This window comes from Paraburkholderia sp. MM5384-R2, assembly GCF_014201025.1.
GTDB classification, from domain to species: domain Bacteria; phylum Pseudomonadota; class Gammaproteobacteria; order Burkholderiales; family Burkholderiaceae; genus Paraburkholderia; species Paraburkholderia tuberum.
In genome coordinates this window covers 144,631-159,955 of the sequence record NZ_JACHDI010000016.1, presented here as the reverse complement: position 1 = coordinate 159,955, position 15,325 = coordinate 144,631, and the positions used below count along the sequence as shown (strand labels likewise).

General features: G+C 67.2%; 13 protein-coding genes. 7 read left to right on the top strand and 6 right to left on the bottom strand.

The window, feature by feature from the left end:
• Positions 1-30 precede the first annotated feature (30 nt).
• Positions 31-1,692 (bottom strand): GMC family oxidoreductase, encoded by a 1,662-nt coding sequence (locus HDG37_RS24005; RefSeq protein WP_184051859.1) that lies wholly within the window; start codon positions 1,690-1,692, stop codon positions 31-33.
• A 316-nt stretch (positions 1,693-2,008) separates the two neighbouring features.
• On the opposite strand from HDG37_RS24005, the gene HDG37_RS24000 reads away from it, so the two are divergent.
• Together HDG37_RS24000 and HDG37_RS23995 are read left to right on the top strand one after the other, a co-directional pair.
• A complete protein-coding gene (locus HDG37_RS24000) occupies positions 2,009-3,697 on the top strand; it encodes an isovaleryl-CoA dehydrogenase (protein ID WP_184051857.1) in 1,689 nt (562 codons plus the stop codon).
• A gap of 109 nt (positions 3,698-3,806) precedes the next feature.
• A complete protein-coding gene (locus HDG37_RS23995) occupies positions 3,807-5,225 on the top strand; it encodes a coniferyl aldehyde dehydrogenase (protein ID WP_184051855.1) in 1,419 nt (472 codons plus the stop codon).
• A gap of 730 nt (positions 5,226-5,955) precedes the next feature.
• On the opposite strand, the gene HDG37_RS23990 is transcribed toward HDG37_RS23995, so the two are convergent.
• From HDG37_RS23990 to fliE, 5 genes are all read right to left on the bottom strand, one after another.
• Positions 5,956-6,315, bottom strand: coding sequence for an EscU/YscU/HrcU family type III secretion system export apparatus switch protein (locus HDG37_RS23990; RefSeq protein WP_184051853.1), 360 nt, complete (start codon positions 6,313-6,315; stop codon positions 5,956-5,958).
• The gene (locus tag HDG37_RS23985; protein WP_184051851.1) at positions 6,315-7,724 is read right to left on the bottom strand and encodes a flagellar hook-length control protein FliK; all 1,410 of its coding nucleotides are present in this window, start codon (positions 7,722-7,724) and stop codon (positions 6,315-6,317) included. The genes HDG37_RS23990 and HDG37_RS23985 overlap by 1 nt, the downstream gene beginning before the upstream one ends.
• 106 nt (positions 7,725-7,830) lie before the next feature.
• The gene (locus HDG37_RS23980; protein WP_184051849.1) at positions 7,831-8,157 is read right to left on the bottom strand and encodes a flagellar protein FliT; all 327 of its coding nucleotides are present in this window, start codon (positions 8,155-8,157) and stop codon (positions 7,831-7,833) included.
• The gene (fliS, locus tag HDG37_RS23975) at positions 8,154-8,588 is read right to left on the bottom strand and encodes a flagellar export chaperone FliS (protein WP_090802543.1); all 435 of its coding nucleotides are present in this window, start codon (positions 8,586-8,588) and stop codon (positions 8,154-8,156) included. Before fliS ends, HDG37_RS23980 begins: the two co-directional genes overlap by 4 nt.
• 295 nt (positions 8,589-8,883) lie before the next feature.
• Entirely contained in the window at positions 8,884-9,219 is a 336-nt protein-coding gene (gene fliE, locus HDG37_RS23970; RefSeq protein ID WP_184051847.1) for a flagellar hook-basal body complex protein FliE, read from the bottom strand.
• 236 nt (positions 9,220-9,455) lie between these two features.
• Here fliE and fliF point away from each other — a divergent pair, with 236 nt between their 5' ends.
• From fliF to fliJ, 5 genes are all read left to right on the top strand, one after another.
• A complete protein-coding gene (gene fliF, locus HDG37_RS23965) occupies positions 9,456-11,252 on the top strand; it encodes a flagellar basal-body MS-ring/collar protein FliF (protein WP_184051845.1) in 1,797 nt (598 codons plus the stop codon).
• Positions 11,242-12,237 (top strand): flagellar motor switch protein FliG, encoded by a 996-nt coding sequence (fliG, locus tag HDG37_RS23960; protein WP_018418745.1) that lies wholly within the window; start codon positions 11,242-11,244, stop codon positions 12,235-12,237. Before fliF ends, fliG begins: the two co-directional genes overlap by 11 nt.
• A complete protein-coding gene (gene fliH, locus HDG37_RS23955; protein WP_176078844.1) occupies positions 12,224-12,913 on the top strand; it encodes a flagellar assembly protein FliH in 690 nt (229 codons plus the stop codon). Before fliG ends, fliH begins: the two co-directional genes overlap by 14 nt.
• On the top strand, positions 12,907-14,550 hold the full coding sequence (fliI, locus tag HDG37_RS23950; RefSeq protein ID WP_184051843.1) for a flagellar protein export ATPase FliI: 1,644 nt from the start codon (positions 12,907-12,909) through the stop codon (positions 14,548-14,550). The genes fliH and fliI overlap by 7 nt, the downstream gene beginning before the upstream one ends.
• Positions 14,551-14,852: 302 nt before the next feature.
• A complete protein-coding gene (gene fliJ, locus HDG37_RS23945) occupies positions 14,853-15,302 on the top strand; it encodes a flagellar export protein FliJ (protein WP_018418748.1) in 450 nt (149 codons plus the stop codon).
• The last annotated feature ends 23 nt before the right edge of the window (positions 15,303-15,325 follow it).

Here is a 15,325-nt window from a genome sequence, read left to right as displayed (position 1 = left end):
CGCGTTTGCCGACCTCCTCGCAAACGGCGATCAAACCGCCTGCGCCGGCGTGCCACCTGGGTTCGGGGGCGTCACCGTCGCCGACCTCCCCGCTCCGTCTCGCCGGCTCGTCGCGATCAACTCCGCCGCCCGTTCGCCGATCATCACCGTCGGCGAATTGGTGTTGCCGCCGATCAGGGTCGGCATGACCGACGCATCGACGATCCTCAACCCCGTCACGCCGCGCACGCGCAATTGCGGATCGACGACCGAGCGCGCGTCGCCGCCCATCCGGCAGGTCGCGACCGGGTGATAGATCGTGTCCGCGCGCTCGGCGATCGTCTGGCGCAGTTCCGCATCCGATTGCCCTGGCCGCGTGTACAACTCCTCGCCGCCATGCAGCGCGAGCGACGGCGCGCCGAGAATGCGCCGCGCCATCTTCGCGCCCTCGACGAGCAGATCGAGATCGCGCGCATCGCTCAGAAAGCGCGGATCGATCAGCGGCGCGGCACGCGCATCGGCGCTTGCGAGCGTCACGGTGCCGCGGCTATGCGGACGCAGCACGCATACATGCAGCGAATAGCCGTGGCCCCAGTGCATATGGCGGTTGTGATCGTCGACGATCGCCGCGCAGAAATGCAGTTGCAGATCGGGCCGCGCGAGCGTCGGCCGGCTCTTCAGGAAACCGCCCGCCTCGGCGACGTTGCTCGACAGCATGCCGCGCCCGTGTCGCATGAAGGTCACGAATTGCGGCAGCATCCGCGCGATGCCGCGCACCGAGAAACCGGTGGGCTCGATCGACCTCACGCGCTTGTTGATCGTGAAATCGATGTGATCGATCAGGTTCTGGCCGACCTCGGACGCATCGTGCAGCACCTCGATGCCGAGCGAGCGCAGATGCGCGGCCGGCCCGATGCCCGAGCACATCAACAGTTGCGGCGAGTTGAACGCCCCAGCGGCGAGCACGACCTCGGCGCGCGCCGCGAGCGTTTCGGTGCGGCCGGCGCGCACGATTTCGACGCCGCTCGCGCGCTTGCCGTCGAACACGACGCGCAGCACGGTCGCGTCGGCCATCGTGTGCAGGTTCGCGCGCGGCCGGTCGTAGATGTACGCGCGCGCGACGCTGCAACGGCGCCCGTCACGTTGCGTGACCTGATAGAAGCCGATGCCTTCCTGGTCCGCGCCGTTGAAGTCGTCGTTCGCTTGGTAGCCCGCTTCGAGCGCGGCCTGCACGAAGCGCCTGGAAAACGGATTCCTGAAGCGCAGATCGGACACGGTCAGCGGACCGGCCTCGCCATGCCACGCATCGGCGCCGCGCTCGTTGTCTTCGGCGCGGCGGAAATACGGCAGCACCTCGGCCCACGACCAGCCCTCGCAGCCGAGCCGCGCCCATTCGTCGTAATCGAGCGGATGGCCGCGCGTGTAGATCATCGCGTTGATCGCGCTCGATCCGCCGAAACCGCGTCCGCGCGGCTGATAGCCCTGGCGACCGGCGAGCCCCGGCTGCGGCGTGGTCAGGTAGCCGTAGTTGGTCTTCAGTCTATTCGGCACCACGGCCGCGACGCCGACCGGCATGTTCACCAACAGATTGCGCGCGGTATGCGGACCGGCCTCGATCAGCGCGATGGTCGCGTCGGGACAGCTATCCGCCAGACGGCTCGCGAGCGTGCAGCCGCCCGAGCCTGCACCGACGACGATGTAGTCGTATTGCATGCGCTCCTCCTGATGGGCCGCGTGGCTCGCGGACCCTGTCTCGTGCACACTTGTCTACGTGTGTTTTCTGCGCATTGTAGGGAGCGTATTGGGGCTGCGGCGGGTCCCTGACAGAACGATTCCTCTAAACGCCGGCGGCAGCGCGCCCCTATGATGAAAGGCGCGCACGGCCCGCGCGCGGCTTCCAGACATGGCGCGACGCGCGCCCTCCTTCCGGCATGCGGCATCACGCGCGGCGCTCGAACAGATGCGACGAAGCGCATCGCGGATGCCGTCGGCAAAGCGGCGCACAATAGCGAAAGCACGGAGACAGCAGATGGAACGGCACGGCTTCGGCCAGACTCACGAGGTGACGAATCAGGCACCGCCGCTCGCGGACTACAACCTGTTCGCGAGCGACGCCGCTTTGAGCGCGGCCGTCGATCGCGACGGCGCGAGCTGGCATCGCGAGGCGCTGCTGCGACACGGCGCGACGCTGACGACACCCGACACGCTCGCGCTCGCGGAGCTCGCCAACCGCCATCCGCCGGAGCTGGTCACGCATAGTCCGCGCGGCGAGCGCATCGACGCGCTCGAGTTCCATCCCGCGTGGCATGAACTGCTCGCGCTGCTGCGCCGCGAAGGGCTACACGCGCTGCCGTTCGCCGAGCCGCGAAGCGGCGCGATGGTCGCGCGCTGCGCCGGCTACTTCATGCATGCGCAGATCGAATCCGGCTCGCTGTGCCCACTGACGATGACATTCGCGAGCATTCCGGTGTTGCAGCGCGAATCCACGTTATTCGGCACGCTGCGCGACCAGTTGTACACACGCGAGCACGATCCGCGCGACGTGCCGCTCACGCAAAAGCGCTCGGCGATGATCGGCATGGGCATGACCGAGAAACAGGGCGGCTCCGACGTGCGCAGCAACCGGACGCGCGCCCATGCGTTCGACGGTGCCGGCGGACGCGGCGGCGCCTACCGGCTCGTCGGTCATAAATGGTTCTTCTCGGCGCCGCAGTGCGACGCGCATCTGGTGCTCGCGCGCACCGACACGCACGAGGGGCTGTCGTGCTTTTTCGTGCCGCGCTTCGCGCCGGACGGCAGCAAGAACGCGGTGCAGATCCAGCGTCTGAAGGACAAGCTCGGCAATCGCTCCAACGCAAGCAGCGAAGTCGAATTTCTCGACGCGTACGGTGTGATGATCGGCGACGAAGGACGCGGCGTGCCGACCATCATCGAAATGGCGAGCTACACGCGGCTCGACTGCGTGATCGGCAGCGCCGCGCTGATGCGTGCCGCGCTCGTGCAGGCGGTCCATCATGCGCGGCATCGCAGCGCGTTCGGCCGGCACCTTGCCGAGCAGCCGCTGATGCGCAACGTGCTCGCCGATCTCGCGCTCGAATCCGAAGCGGCTACGGTGCTGTTCATGCGTCTCGCGCGCGCGTTCGAGGAATCCGCCGACGCGTCGTCGGCTTCATCGGCCGAACGCGCCTGGCGGCGCATCGTTACGCCTGCCGCGAAGTACTGGGTCTGCAAGCGCGCGCTCGAATTCACCGGCGAGGCGATGGAAGTCTGGGGCGGCAACGGCTACGTCGAAACCGGGCCGATGGCGCGCTTCTATCGCGAGGCGCCGGTCAACTCGATCTGGGAGGGCTCGGGCAACGTGATGTGCCTCGACGTGCTGCGCGCGATGGAGCGCGAGCCGCAGGCCGCGCAAGCGCTGTTCGCCGCCTGGCAGGACGTCGCGCGCGCGCATCCGGCGTTGGGCGCGGCACTCGCGCGCCTCGCCGCGACGCTGAACGGACCGGCCGAACCGCGCGAGGCGTCGGCGCGACGTATCGCGCAGCAGATCGTGCTGATCGCGCAGGCGACGCTGCTCGCGCAGCACGCGCCCGCCGGGGTCGCCGACGCGTTCATCGCGACGCGTCTCGCCGACGGCTGCGGCGAAAGCGGCCGCGTGTACGGCACGCTGCCGGCCACGTTCGATCACGCGGCGATCGTCGAGCGCGCCTTTCCCGCGTAAACGCGGCGGGCACGCAAACCCCGAGCGCACCGCTCGCAACTCCGACTCAACCTCAAACCAATATAAGTGCGCTCGACGCGCACGGTCATCCATCTGGGAGTGGACTCACATGAAGAACGATGTGCCGGAGGTCGCCGCGCTCGAAGCGCTGTTGCGCGATCAACGTCATGCGTATCTGCGCGCGCCCTATCCGTCGTGGGACACGCGCGCGACGCATCTGCGTGCGCTGCGCAAGCTGATGCTCGACAATCGCGACGCGCTCGCCGACGCGATGCACGCGGACTTCGGCAATCGCGCGAAGGAAGAAGTGCTGCTCGCCGAATTCCTGCTCGTGAAGGAAGAGATCGACGCCGCGTTGCGTCACGGCAAGCGCTGGATGAAAGCGCAGCGCCGCCGCACCAACAAGTGGCTGCTGCCGGCGCGCGCGAAGGTGGTGCCGCAGCCGCTCGGCGTGGTCGGCATCATCGTGCCGTGGAATTATCCGGTGCTGCTCGCGGTCGGGCCGTTGATCAGCGCGCTGACGGCCGGCAATCGCGCGATCATCAAGATGTCCGAGCTGACGCCGCGCACCTCGGCGCTATTCGAGCTGCTGATCGGTCAGACGTTCGCGCGCACTCACGTCGCGGTCGTCAACGGCGATGCGGCGCTCGCGGCCGCGTTCAGCGCGCTGCCGTTCGATCATCTGCTGTTTACCGGCTCGACGAAGGTCGGTCACGAAGTGATGCGCGCGGCGGCCGAGCATCTGACGCCGGTCACGCTCGAACTCGGCGGCAAGTCGCCGGCGCTGATCGGCGCGCATGCGCGTTTCGACAACGCGGTCGACAATCTGATCGCCGGCAAGACACTGAACGCGGGGCAGACCTGTGTGGCGCCCGACTACGTGCTGGTGCCGCGCGGCAAGGAGCAGGCGTTCATCGAACGGGCGCGCGTGCGGATGGCGAGGATGTATCCGGACTTCGCGCAGAACCCGGATTACACGTCGATCATTTCTTCGCGGCACTTCGAGCGGCTCGAACGTCTCGCCGACGAAGCGCGGGCTGCGGGCGCGCAATTGCATGCGCTGACCAACGCGACGCCCGACGCGGGGAGCCGGCGCTTTCCGCTGATCGCCGTGACTGGCGCGCCGGACGAATGCGCGCTGATGCAGGAGGAGATTTTCGGGCCGCTGTTGCCGCTCGTGCCGTACGACACGCTCGACGACGCGATCGCGTGTATCAATGCGCGGCCGCGGCCGCTGGCGCTTTATCTCTATGCCGACGATGCGCGGACGATTGAGCGTGTCACGCATGAAACGATCGCCGGCGGCATGGCGGTTAACGAGACGCTGATGCATCTGGCATGTGAGAGTTTGCCGTTCGGCGGGGTCGGGGCGAGTGGGATGGGGGCGTACCACGGGTACGAGGGGTTCGTTACTTTTTCCAAGATGAAGCCCGTGCTCGTGCAGGCGCGCTTGAATGCGCGCGGGTTGATTTCGCCACCGTACGGGAGACGCGTGAACGCGGTGTTGAAGTTGATGATGAGGTTTTGATTTTGCCCCTGGGCGGGGTGAGGCCTTTTTTGTCGTTGTTCTGGCTTTTTTGGCCTTTCCTTGCTTTCTTGTCGGTCTATTAGCGTTGCCCCTGTGCGGGGCGGCACCTTTTTCCGTTGTTCTGGCTTTGTTGGCCTTTCCTTGCTGACTTATCGGTCTATTAGCGTTGCCCCTGTGCGGGGCGGCACCTACTTTCTTTGCTGCTGCAAAGAAAGTAGGCAAAGAAGACAGCTCAAACCGCAAACTCTTAAGCGGGTCCCCTGGCTTGGAGGGGGTAGTGGTGCATCTGGAATCCGTGCTCTCGCACATTCCGCCGTTCGTGACAAAGCCGTCATCCCTCCCACTCCGCACTACGTGCGTCGCGGACGGGTCTGCCAGGGAAACCAATTCGGCTGCGCCTCGGCGATGCGCCGAAATAACCGGTGGTTTTTGAACGGGGTTTCGGCGCGCGTAGCGCCGCCGGAAAAATGACAGCCTTGTCACAAGCGCGGAATGTGCGGGAGCACGGATTCCAGATGCACCACTACCTCATGCAGACCGAGGGACCCGCTTAAGAGTTGGCGGTTTTAGCTGTCTTCTTTGCCTACTTTCTTTGCAGCAGCAAAGAAAGTAGGTGCCGCCCCGCACAGGGGCAACGCTAATAGACCGATAACAAAGCAAGGAAAGGCCAACACCGCAAAGAACAACGACAAAAAAGCGCCCCGCCCTGCCAAAGGGCAAACACACCCCTTCAGTGATCCACAGTACTAGCGCCGCCAGGCACATCCGTAGCAACAACATCAACCACATCCGGCGCGCCAGCGCCATTGCCCGTCTCAGCATCAACCCCACTCTCGAGCCGATGCAACCAGGCCAGCAACTCGGCGACAGCCTGATAAAGCTGCGGTGGAATCCGCGCATCCAGATCGACTTGCATCAGCAGCGACACCATCTCGGGCGCCTCATGCACATAGAGCCCAGCCTCCTTCGCGCGCTGCACGATCATCTCAGCGAGCAGCCCATACCCCTTGGCGACCACACGCGGAGCGGGCTCGCCTCCATGAGCGTCATAAACAAGCGCAGCCGCGCTGCGACGTTGGGTGCGGCTCATCAGATATCCCAATCGAGGTCGTCGCGCGATGCGGCGCCCGACGCCGTCGACGCGGCCACAGCCGCCGACGCCGACCGTGCATACGCGCCCGCGGCCTGCGCACCCGCCGCCGAGGCGCCCGCCGCGGTGGTACCAGGCACACCGCCGCCGATCTCGCGAATCGTCAATCCCTGTAACTCGAGCCCCGCCGCCGTGAGCCGCTGACGGAAACCGTCCCCCTGCATCGCGAGCCGCGCGGCGCCCCGCGGGCTCGCCTGCACGCGCGCGGTCAGCCGCGTGCCGGTCAGCGTCAGTTCGGCATCGACGGTGCCGAGCGTCGGCAGCGACAGCGTCAGGCGCGTGCGCCACGGCTGGTCGTCCTCGCTCGCGAGGCCGCCGCCGCTGCGGTCCCATTCGTCGCCATCCTGCTCGATCGTCCAGTCCAGACGCGCGCCGGGCCACGCCTCGCCGGTCCAGCGGAACTGTCCGGTCGCAAGCAGATCGAGCTGCTGGCGCACGAGCGGCACCGTCGCCGGATGCACCGCCGCCGCCATCGCCTGCGCGCCCTGCGACGAGCCGGCATCGGCCGCCTGAGACACCGCGCTGTGCAGCCCCGCGTGTGTGGACTGGCCATTCAGGTCGGACACCGAGCTGGCCAGCAGCTCGCCCGCGACGAGTCGCGCGGCCTGCGCGGTCAGGATCGACGGCATCGCGTGGATGGCAGGGTTGTTCTCGGCAACGTTCGGCGTGCCGCGTGGCGTTGCCTCGGGGGCTCCGTTCGCCGCAGCGGACCGCGCGCTCGCGTCGCCAGCGTCGGCGCTCCAGTCGGGAGGCAATTGAGAATCTGCGACGAGCTGGTTCTGCGCCTCGTTCGCCAGTTGGGCCGGCGAACGCTGGCCGACCAGCCACGCCGCGAGATGCGCCTCGTAGAACAGGCCGCTGTCGGCGACCGTCTGTTGCAGCGCGGCCGCGAGCGCCGCGACCGGCACTTCGGTCGCCGCCACGCTCGCGGTGGCGGCCGCGGTTGCGTTGGCGGCAGCGTTGGGATTGGTATTGGTGCTGGCAGCAGCGGCGGCATCGCCGGCAGCGAAATTGACTGTCGCGGCACCCGCCGCATCGGTCAGCGGCAAGCTTTCGATGGCGACGTCGAGCGCCGGCGCGGCCGCCCAGATCGGCGCGCGGCCGAGCACCGCCGGTGTGGCCTCGCCGCCTGAGTGCGCAATCGCATTCAGCGTCAGCGCGACGGCCGAGAGCGCGGTTTGCGCGGACGACTGGGGCGCGGGCGTCACGTTCGCAGGCGCGGCAGGAACCGCGGCATCGACGCCGGCCGCGCCGGTCTGCGAGGTGGTCGCGGTTCCCGGCGCGATGCTGAGCAGGCTGTCGATCCGGCTCGACAGCACCGAAGCGAGGGCCGAATCGATTCCGTTCATGCCGGTTCCTTGGTCGCATCGGCGGCAACGCGCGCGATGCTCTGATTGCTCCGATCCTTCAGACGCGTGCGGCGTGCCGCCAGCTCACGCGCGCGCCCGCTCGCGCTCAGCGCGCCCCGTACAACTCCTTCAGCACGCGCGTCGACCGGCCGGCGAACAGCGCCGACAGATGCGCCATGCACGGATTCGCGAGGTCGCGGATCGCGGCGTCGTCGGCGAGGATCTGGCGGATCAGCGTGTACTTGCGCAGGCGTTCGGCCTCGTCGAGCTTGACGCCCACGTCGGCTTCGCGCAGCGCTTCGACCAGTTGCCGATACTCTTCCTGCAAGTGCACCAGGTCGTTCCACAGTGCACGACGGGCCGCCATCAGCATGCGGCAGGACAGCGCCGCGATCGCCTCGTAGCGGGCAAAATATTCTGTGTTCGATGTCATCTCAGGCTTTCCGCGGCTGGCTGTGCTGCCATCCGCGCGATCTCCGGGGCTATCCCGATCCATGCCTCTTCGAGCGTCGCGAGCAGACGGTCCACCTCCACGAGCATCGCCTCGCTCTGATTGATATTGGCTTGCAACAGTCGACGCGCCATATAGTCGTACAAAGCATTGAGCCGTTCGGCGATTTCGCCGCCCACCTCGAGGTTGAGCGACTGCTGCAGCCCGCTTTCGATGATCCGGATCGCCTTGCTGATCGCCATGCCACGCTCGGCCACGTTGCCCTGTTGCAAATGCATGCGGCTTTGCGCGATCGCCTGGCGTGCGCCCTGGTACAGCAACACGATCAGACGATGCGGACTTGCGCCCATCACGGATGTCTCGATACCGACACGCGCATACGCGTTGGCTCCAGCGTGCCCTTGGGAAAACATCGGCGCTCCTCCTCTTATACTGGCTGCGGTTAAGTCGTGGCGTGGCCGCGCGGCGCGTCGACGCGCCGCTCGCTGACCTGTAATTGGGTTATCGGATGCGCGACGACAAAGCTTTAGTCCGGCGTAAGGAGGATCGAAAGCGCCGCTGGGCGGGCACCGGAAACACGGCACGAAGCCGCCGGCGCAAGCGCCGGCAGCGGCATGCCGGATCGTCGGACGGGACTCGTGTGGACCTTCAGGCGGTCCTTCAGGCAGTCCTTCAGGCAGTCCTTCAGGCGGACACGCGCGATCCCGCTCAGATCGACATCTGCGCGATGTCGTTGTACGCGGCGACCAGCTTGTTGCGCACCTGCAGGCCGAACTGGAAGCCGATGTTGGCCTTCTGCATGTCGACCATCACGTCGTTCAGCGACACGTTCGACGCGCCCAGCTCGAACGCCTGCGACTCGCCGATCGCCTTCTGCTGGTCGCCGCTGATCTTGTCGAGCGAAGCCTTCAGCGCCGCCGCGAAGTTGGTGGGCGTCGCCGCGCCGGATTGCTCCGCCGCTGGGGTCGCGTCGCCAGCCGCCTGCGCCGCCATCGCCTGCATCTGTTGCAGCGCCGACGATAGCGCGTTCACGGGCATGGTCATGTTTTCTCCGTTGGATGTGCGATCGGACCGCCGGACGGTGTACCGATCTGGACGAAAGCATAGCAGCGGCTCCTCGCGGAAAGTCCCGAAACTAGAGGGGAAACCCGGCTCTATTCAAGCAATCGGGTTGAGCGGCGCTGCGGATAATTTCAAAAGTGAAAGTCTCTGTCCGTCCGCCCAGCCCCGGCGCGGCATCACGACAGAACGCCAAGGCATTCCCCGGAGAAACCCGACGCATGGATTCGTCAGCCAACTCGTTGATCAACCCCGATGCCCGTATGGGGCTCGCCGGCGCGCAGCCCGCTGCCGGTCAGGCCGGTAGCGGCCAGGCCGGCGGCACTGCCGACCTCGGTGGCCTCGGCGGCCTGGGAGGTATCGGCGGCAATTTCGGCCAGCGTCTGTCCGGACTCGCGCAGATGCGCGGCAACCCGCGCGCGCCGCTCGTGTTCGCGGTCGCGCTGCTGGTGGCGGTCGTCGCCGGCCTGTTCCTGTGGTCGCGCGCGCCCAGCTACAAGGTGCTCTACAGCAATCTGTCCGACCGCGACGGCGGCTCGATCATCACCGCGCTGCAGCAGGCCAACATTCCGTACAAGCTGTCCGAAAGCGGCAGCGCGATCCTCGTGCCGGCCGAGCAGGTCCACGAGATGCGCCTGCGCCTCGCATCGCAGGGGCTGCCGAAGAGTGGCTCGGTCGGCTTCGAGCTGATGGACAACCAGAAATTCGGCATTAGCCAGTTCGACGAGCAGATCAACTATCAGCGCGCGCTCGAAGGCGAACTCGAACGCACGATCGAAGCGATCTCGAGCGTCAAATCGGCGCGCGTGCATCTCGCGATTCCGAAGCCGAGCGTGTTCGTGCGCGACAAGGAAGCGCCGTCGGCGGCGGTGCTCCTGAACCTGTACCCGGGCCGCGTGCTCGACGAAGGGCAGGTCGTCGCGATTACGCACATGGTGGCCTCGGCGGTGCCGGAAATGCCGGTGCGCGGCGTGACGATCCTCGACCAGGACGGCAACCTGCTCACGCAGCCAACCAATGGCAGCGGACTCGATGCGACCCAGCTGAAGTTCCGCCAGCAGATCGAGCGCAACACCCAGCAGCGCATCGACACGATCCTCGCGCCGCTGTTCGGCGCCGGCAACGCGCGCTCGCAGGTCAGCGCCGACATCGACTTCTCGCACAGCGAGCAGACCTCGGAAAAGTACGGCCCGAACGGCAATCCGCAGCAGGCCGCGATCCGCAGCCAGCAGCAGAGCAGCGCCACCGAAATGTCGCAAGGCGGCGCCTCGGGGGTGCCGGGCGCGCTGTCGAACCAGCCGCCGCAGCCGGCCTCCGCGCCGATCGTGGCCGGCAACGGCGCGAGCTCGGTCACCACGACGCCGGTCAGCGATCACAAGGATTCGACCACCAACTACGAGCTCGACAAGACCGTGCGCCACGTCGACCAGCCGATGGGCGGCATCCGCCGGCTGTCGGTCGCGGTGGTCGTCAATTATCTGCGGGTCGTCGATCCGAAGGGTCACGTGACGATGCAGCCGGTCAGCGCCGACAAGCTCGCGCAGATCACCCAGCTCGTGAAGGACGCGATGGGCTTCGACGCGTCGCGCGGCGACTCGGTCAACGTGGTCAACAGCGCGTTTACCACCGAGCTCGACCCGAACGCCGACCTGCCGTGGTGGCGCACGCCCGACATGCTCGCGCTGTACAAGCAGATCGCGACGTACCTCGGCATCGGCGCGGTGGCCCTGTTCCTCTACTTCGTGATGGTGAAGCCGGCGTTGCGCCGCGCCTTCCCGCCGCCGCCCGAGCCGGTTGCCGCGCTGATGGCGCCCGACGAACCGATGCTGCTCGACGGCATCCCGGCCGAGGAGCGCGATGGCGCGGTGGTCGAAATCGAAGCGGATAGCGAGCAGCTCGCGCTCGAAAACGCGAAGCACAAATACGAGCGGAACCTGGAGTTCGCGCGCAGCATCGCGCGTCAGGATCCGAAGATCGTAGCAACCGTCGTCAAGAACTGGGTGTCCGATGAGCGCTGAAGGCGTAGTGAAGAGCGCGCTGCTGCTGATGTCGATCGGCGAGGAAGAGGCGGCGCAGGTATTCAAGTTTCTGGGCCCCCGCGAGGTTCAGAAAATCGGCGTCGCGATGGCCGCGCTGAAGAACGTCACCCGCGAGCAGGTCGACGAGGTGCTGCAGGAGTTCGTGCGCGAGGCCGAGCAGCACACCGGCATGTCGCTCGATTCGAGCGATTACATCCGCTCGGTGCTGACCAAGGCGCTCGGCGACGACAAGGCCGGCGCGATCATCGACCGGATCCTGCAGGGCAGCGACACGAGCGGCATCGAAGGCCTGAAGTGGATGGACTCGGCGGCGGTCGCGGAACTGATCAAGAACGAGCATCCGCAGATCATCGCGACGATCCTCGTGCATCTGGACCGCGATCAGGCTTCGGAGATCGTCGGCTGTTTCACGGACCGGCTGCGCAACGACGTGCTGCTGCGGATCGCGACGCTCGACGGCATCCAGCCGGCCGCGCTGCGCGAGCTCGACGACGTGCTGACCGGCCTCCTGTCCGGCAGCGACAACCTGAAGCGCAGCCCGATGGGCGGTATCCGCACGGCCGCCGAGATTCTGAACTTCATGTCGAGCAACCACGAGGAAGGCGTCATCGAAAACGTGCGCCAGTACGACGCCGAGCTCGCGCAGAAGATCATCGACCAGATGTTCGTGTTCGAGAACCTGCTCGACCTCGAAGACCGCGCGATCCAGCTGCTGCTGAAGGAAGTCGAATCCGAAGCGCTGATCATCTCGCTGAAGGGCGCGGCGCCCGCGCTGCGTCAGAAGTTCCTGTCGAACATGTCGCAGCGCGCGGCCGAGTTGCTCGCCGAAGACCTCGACGCGCGCGGCCCGGTACGCGTGTCCGAAGTCGAGACGCAGCAGCGCCGCATCCTGCAGATCGTGCGCAACCTGGCCGAGAGCGGACAGATCGTTCTAGGCGGCAAGGCGGAAGATGCCTATGTCTGATCCGAACGCCCCGGCAAAGGAAAGCCTCTCGGCCTACCAGCGCTGGGAGATGGCGTCGTTCGACCCGGCTCCACCGGCGCCGCCGCCGGCCGAACCCGAGTTCGACGAGCGCGCGTTCGAAGCCGAACTCGAGCACCGCCGCGAAGCCGCGCATGCACAAGGCGTCGCGTCCGGTCATGTGGCCGGCCAGGCGCTCGGCTATCAGGCGGGCTATGACCAGGGGCACGCGCAGGGTTTCGCGCAAGGCCAGACCGAGGCGCGCGAGGAAGCGATGCGGCTTGCCGCGCTCGCCGAAACCTTCAAGAGCGCGCTCGATGGCGCGCAGCACGCGATCTCCGAAACGCTGATCGCACTCGCGCTCGACATCGCGCAGCAGGTCGTGCGCCAGCACGTGCAGCACGACCCGACCGCACTGATCGCGGCCGCGCGCGAGGTACTCGCGGCCGAGCCCGCGCTCGCCGGCGCACCGGCGCTGATCGTGAGTCCCGCCGATCTGCCGGTCGTCGAGGCGTATCTGCTCGATGAATTGCAAACGCGCGGCTGGACCGTGCGCACCGACGCATCGGTGGAGCGTGGCGGTTGCCGCGCGCAGGCCGGCACCGGCGAGGTCGACGCGGGCATCGACACGCGCTGGCAGCGCGTCGCCGCCGCGCTCGGCAAGGTGAGCACGTGGTGAAGCCGACGCTCGACGAGATCCGCGCGAGCGATCTGACGCCGCTCGAACGCGAGCTCGCCTTGGCGTCGTTCGGCGCCGAGGCGCTGGCCGATGTCGAGTCGGCCGGTATTCCGGAGCCCCCGGATGCGGCATGGCACGCTCCTGCGAGCGCACATCCGGCGACAGGCGCGGCGGCGAGCCGCGAGTCCGCCGCGACGGACCACGCCGCGCGCAGTGCTTGCGCCGCTCACGCTGCGCACGCGCCGTCCTACGATCCCGCGCTCGACATCAATCCCCACATGCAGGCATGGCGCGGCCAGCTCGACGCGCTGCGCGCGCGCAACGCGATCGCGAAGCCGCTGCGCGCGTGCGGGCGTCTCACACGCGCGGCCGGCCTCGTGCTCGAAGCGGTCGGCCTGCGCCTGTCGGTCGGCGCCGAAGTGATGATCGAGTTGCCGCCCGGCAGTTCGCTGCCGATGGCCGAAGCCGAAGTGGTCGGCTTCTCCGGCGACAAGCTGTTCCTGATGCCGACCACCGAAGTGATCGGCCTGTTGCCCGGCGCGCGGGTCTTTCCGCTCGAAAGCGCGCCGATCGCCGACCCGCTCGCGGGCGCGAAGCGTCTGCCGGTCGGCTGGGAATTGCTCGGCCGCGTGCTCGACGCATCGGGCCGTCCGCTCGACGGGCTCGGCCCGCTCGGCACGCAAAGGGACGCGCCGCTGTCCGCGCCGGTCATCAATCCGCTCAATCGCGAGCCGATTCACAAGGTGCTCGACGTCGGCGTGCGCGCGATCAACTCGCTGTTGACCGTCGGTCGTGGTCAACGGATGGGGCTGTTCGCGGGTTCGGGCGTCGGTAAATCGGTGCTGCTCGGCACGATGGCGCGCTACACCAGCGCCGAGGTGATCGTGATCGGCCTGATCGGCGAACGTGGCCGCGAAGTGAAGGAGTTCATCGAACAGATTCTCGGCGAGGAAGGTTTGGCGCGCTCGGTCGTGATCGCCGCGCCGGCCGACGTGTCGCCGCTGTTACGGATGCAGGCCGCCGCGTACTCGACCTCGCTCGCCGAATACTTCCGCGACCAGGGCAAGCACGTGCTGCTGCTAATGGATTCGCTGACCCGTTACGCGATGGCGCAGCGCGAGATCGCGCTCGCGATCGGCGAGCCGCCCGCGACCAAGGGGTATCCGCCGTCGGTGTTCGCGAAGCTGCCGGCGCTCGTCGAGCGCACCGGCAACGGACCGGCGGGCGGCGGCTCGATCACCGCGTTCTACACGGTGCTCACCGAAGGCGACGACCAGCAGGACCCGATCGCCGACTCGGCGCGCGCGATTCTCGACGGCCACATCGTGCTGTCGCGCTCGCTCGCCGAAGCCGGCCACTACCCTGCGATCGATATCGAAGCGTCGATTAGCCGGGCAATGACCGCGCTGATCGACGATAACCATCTGAATAAAACGCGTATGTTCAAGCAGATGCTGTCGCGCTATCAGCGTAACCGCGATCTGATCAACGTCGGCGCGTATTCGAGCGGGCGCGACGCGGTGCTCGATCGCGCGATCGCGCTGTATCCGCGGATGGAAGCGTTCCTGCAGCAAGGCTTTCGCGAGTGCGCGAACTTCCAGCCGAGCATCGACATGCTGAACGCGCTGTTTGCCTAGGGTCTGTTTACATATGGAACGCACGTGCGAATGCCCGCTATCGGCCGCAGGGCAAGGAGTAAGGAGCGCTGCGTGGCCGCGCCACGTGAGCGACGCACGACGCCGCCATGCGGCCGATAGCGGGCATTCCCCTGGAATGAAATTCAGAACTGGGGTTGCCGCGAGAAGGGCCGCTCGCTGCGTCATGCTCCTTGCGAATACGTCGAGTATTCGCGGCGTCGCAGTCCTTGCGAGCGGCCCTTCTCGCGGCAACGCACGTGCGTTCCATATGTAAACAGACCCTGGGGCCGAGGAGGCTGACGATGTCGAAACATTTTCCGATCAAGACGCTGATCGGTCTCGCGCAGGACGACGTGGACGCCGCCGCGCAGCGGCTCGGCCGCGCGCAGCGCGAGCGCAACGACGTACAGGCGCAACTCGATGCGCTCGTGCAGTACCGCGACGAATACTACGCACGCTTCATGGAGAGCGCGCAGTCGGGCATGCCGGCCGGCAACATGCGCAACTTCCAGGCGTTCATCGACACGCTCGATGCCGCGATCGAGCAGCAGCGCAGCCTGCTGGCGGCGGCGAGCGCGCGCCTCGAGGCGGCGAAGCCCGACTGGCAGCGCCACAAGCAGAAGCTCGGCTCGTACGAAGTGCTGCAGGCGCGCGGCGAGGCGGCCGAGGCGAAGGTTGCGGCGCGGCGCGAACAGCGCGACGCCGACGAATATGCGGCGCGGAGTCTGCGCATGCGAGCCGACGGCGCGTGAGGCCTTGCCTCGCGGCCAAAGCC

What these genes read in the sequence shown, in the direction of transcription:
- fliS (WP_090802543.1), bottom strand. Translation starts at nt 8,588, where the DNA reads ATGTTTTCCCAAGGGCACGCTGGAGCCAACGCGTATGCGCGTGTCGGT.
- fliH (WP_176078844.1), top strand. Translation starts at nt 12,224, where the DNA reads ATGCCTATGTCTGATCCGAACGCCCCGGCAAAGGAAAGCCTCTCGGCC.
- fliJ (WP_018418748.1), top strand. Translation starts at nt 14,853, where the DNA reads ATGTCGAAACATTTTCCGATCAAGACGCTGATCGGTCTCGCGCAGGAC.
- fliE (WP_184051847.1), bottom strand. Translation starts at nt 9,219, where the DNA reads ATGACCATGCCCGTGAACGCGCTATCGTCGGCGCTGCAACAGATGCAG.
- HDG37_RS23980 (WP_184051849.1), bottom strand. Translation starts at nt 8,157, where the DNA reads ATGACATCGAACACAGAATATTTTGCCCGCTACGAGGCGATCGCGGCG.
- HDG37_RS23990 (WP_184051853.1), bottom strand. Translation starts at nt 6,315, where the DNA reads ATGAGCCGCACCCAACGTCGCAGCGCGGCTGCGCTTGTTTATGACGCT.
- HDG37_RS24000 (WP_184051857.1), top strand. Translation starts at nt 2,009, where the DNA reads ATGGAACGGCACGGCTTCGGCCAGACTCACGAGGTGACGAATCAGGCA.
- HDG37_RS23995 (WP_184051855.1), top strand. Translation starts at nt 3,807, where the DNA reads ATGAAGAACGATGTGCCGGAGGTCGCCGCGCTCGAAGCGCTGTTGCGC.
- fliG (WP_018418745.1), top strand. Translation starts at nt 11,242, where the DNA reads ATGAGCGCTGAAGGCGTAGTGAAGAGCGCGCTGCTGCTGATGTCGATC.
- fliF (WP_184051845.1), top strand. Translation starts at nt 9,456, where the DNA reads ATGGATTCGTCAGCCAACTCGTTGATCAACCCCGATGCCCGTATGGGG.
- HDG37_RS23985 (WP_184051851.1), bottom strand. Translation starts at nt 7,724, where the DNA reads ATGAACGGAATCGATTCGGCCCTCGCTTCGGTGCTGTCGAGCCGGATC.
- HDG37_RS24005 (WP_184051859.1), bottom strand. Translation starts at nt 1,692, where the DNA reads ATGCAATACGACTACATCGTCGTCGGTGCAGGCTCGGGCGGCTGCACG.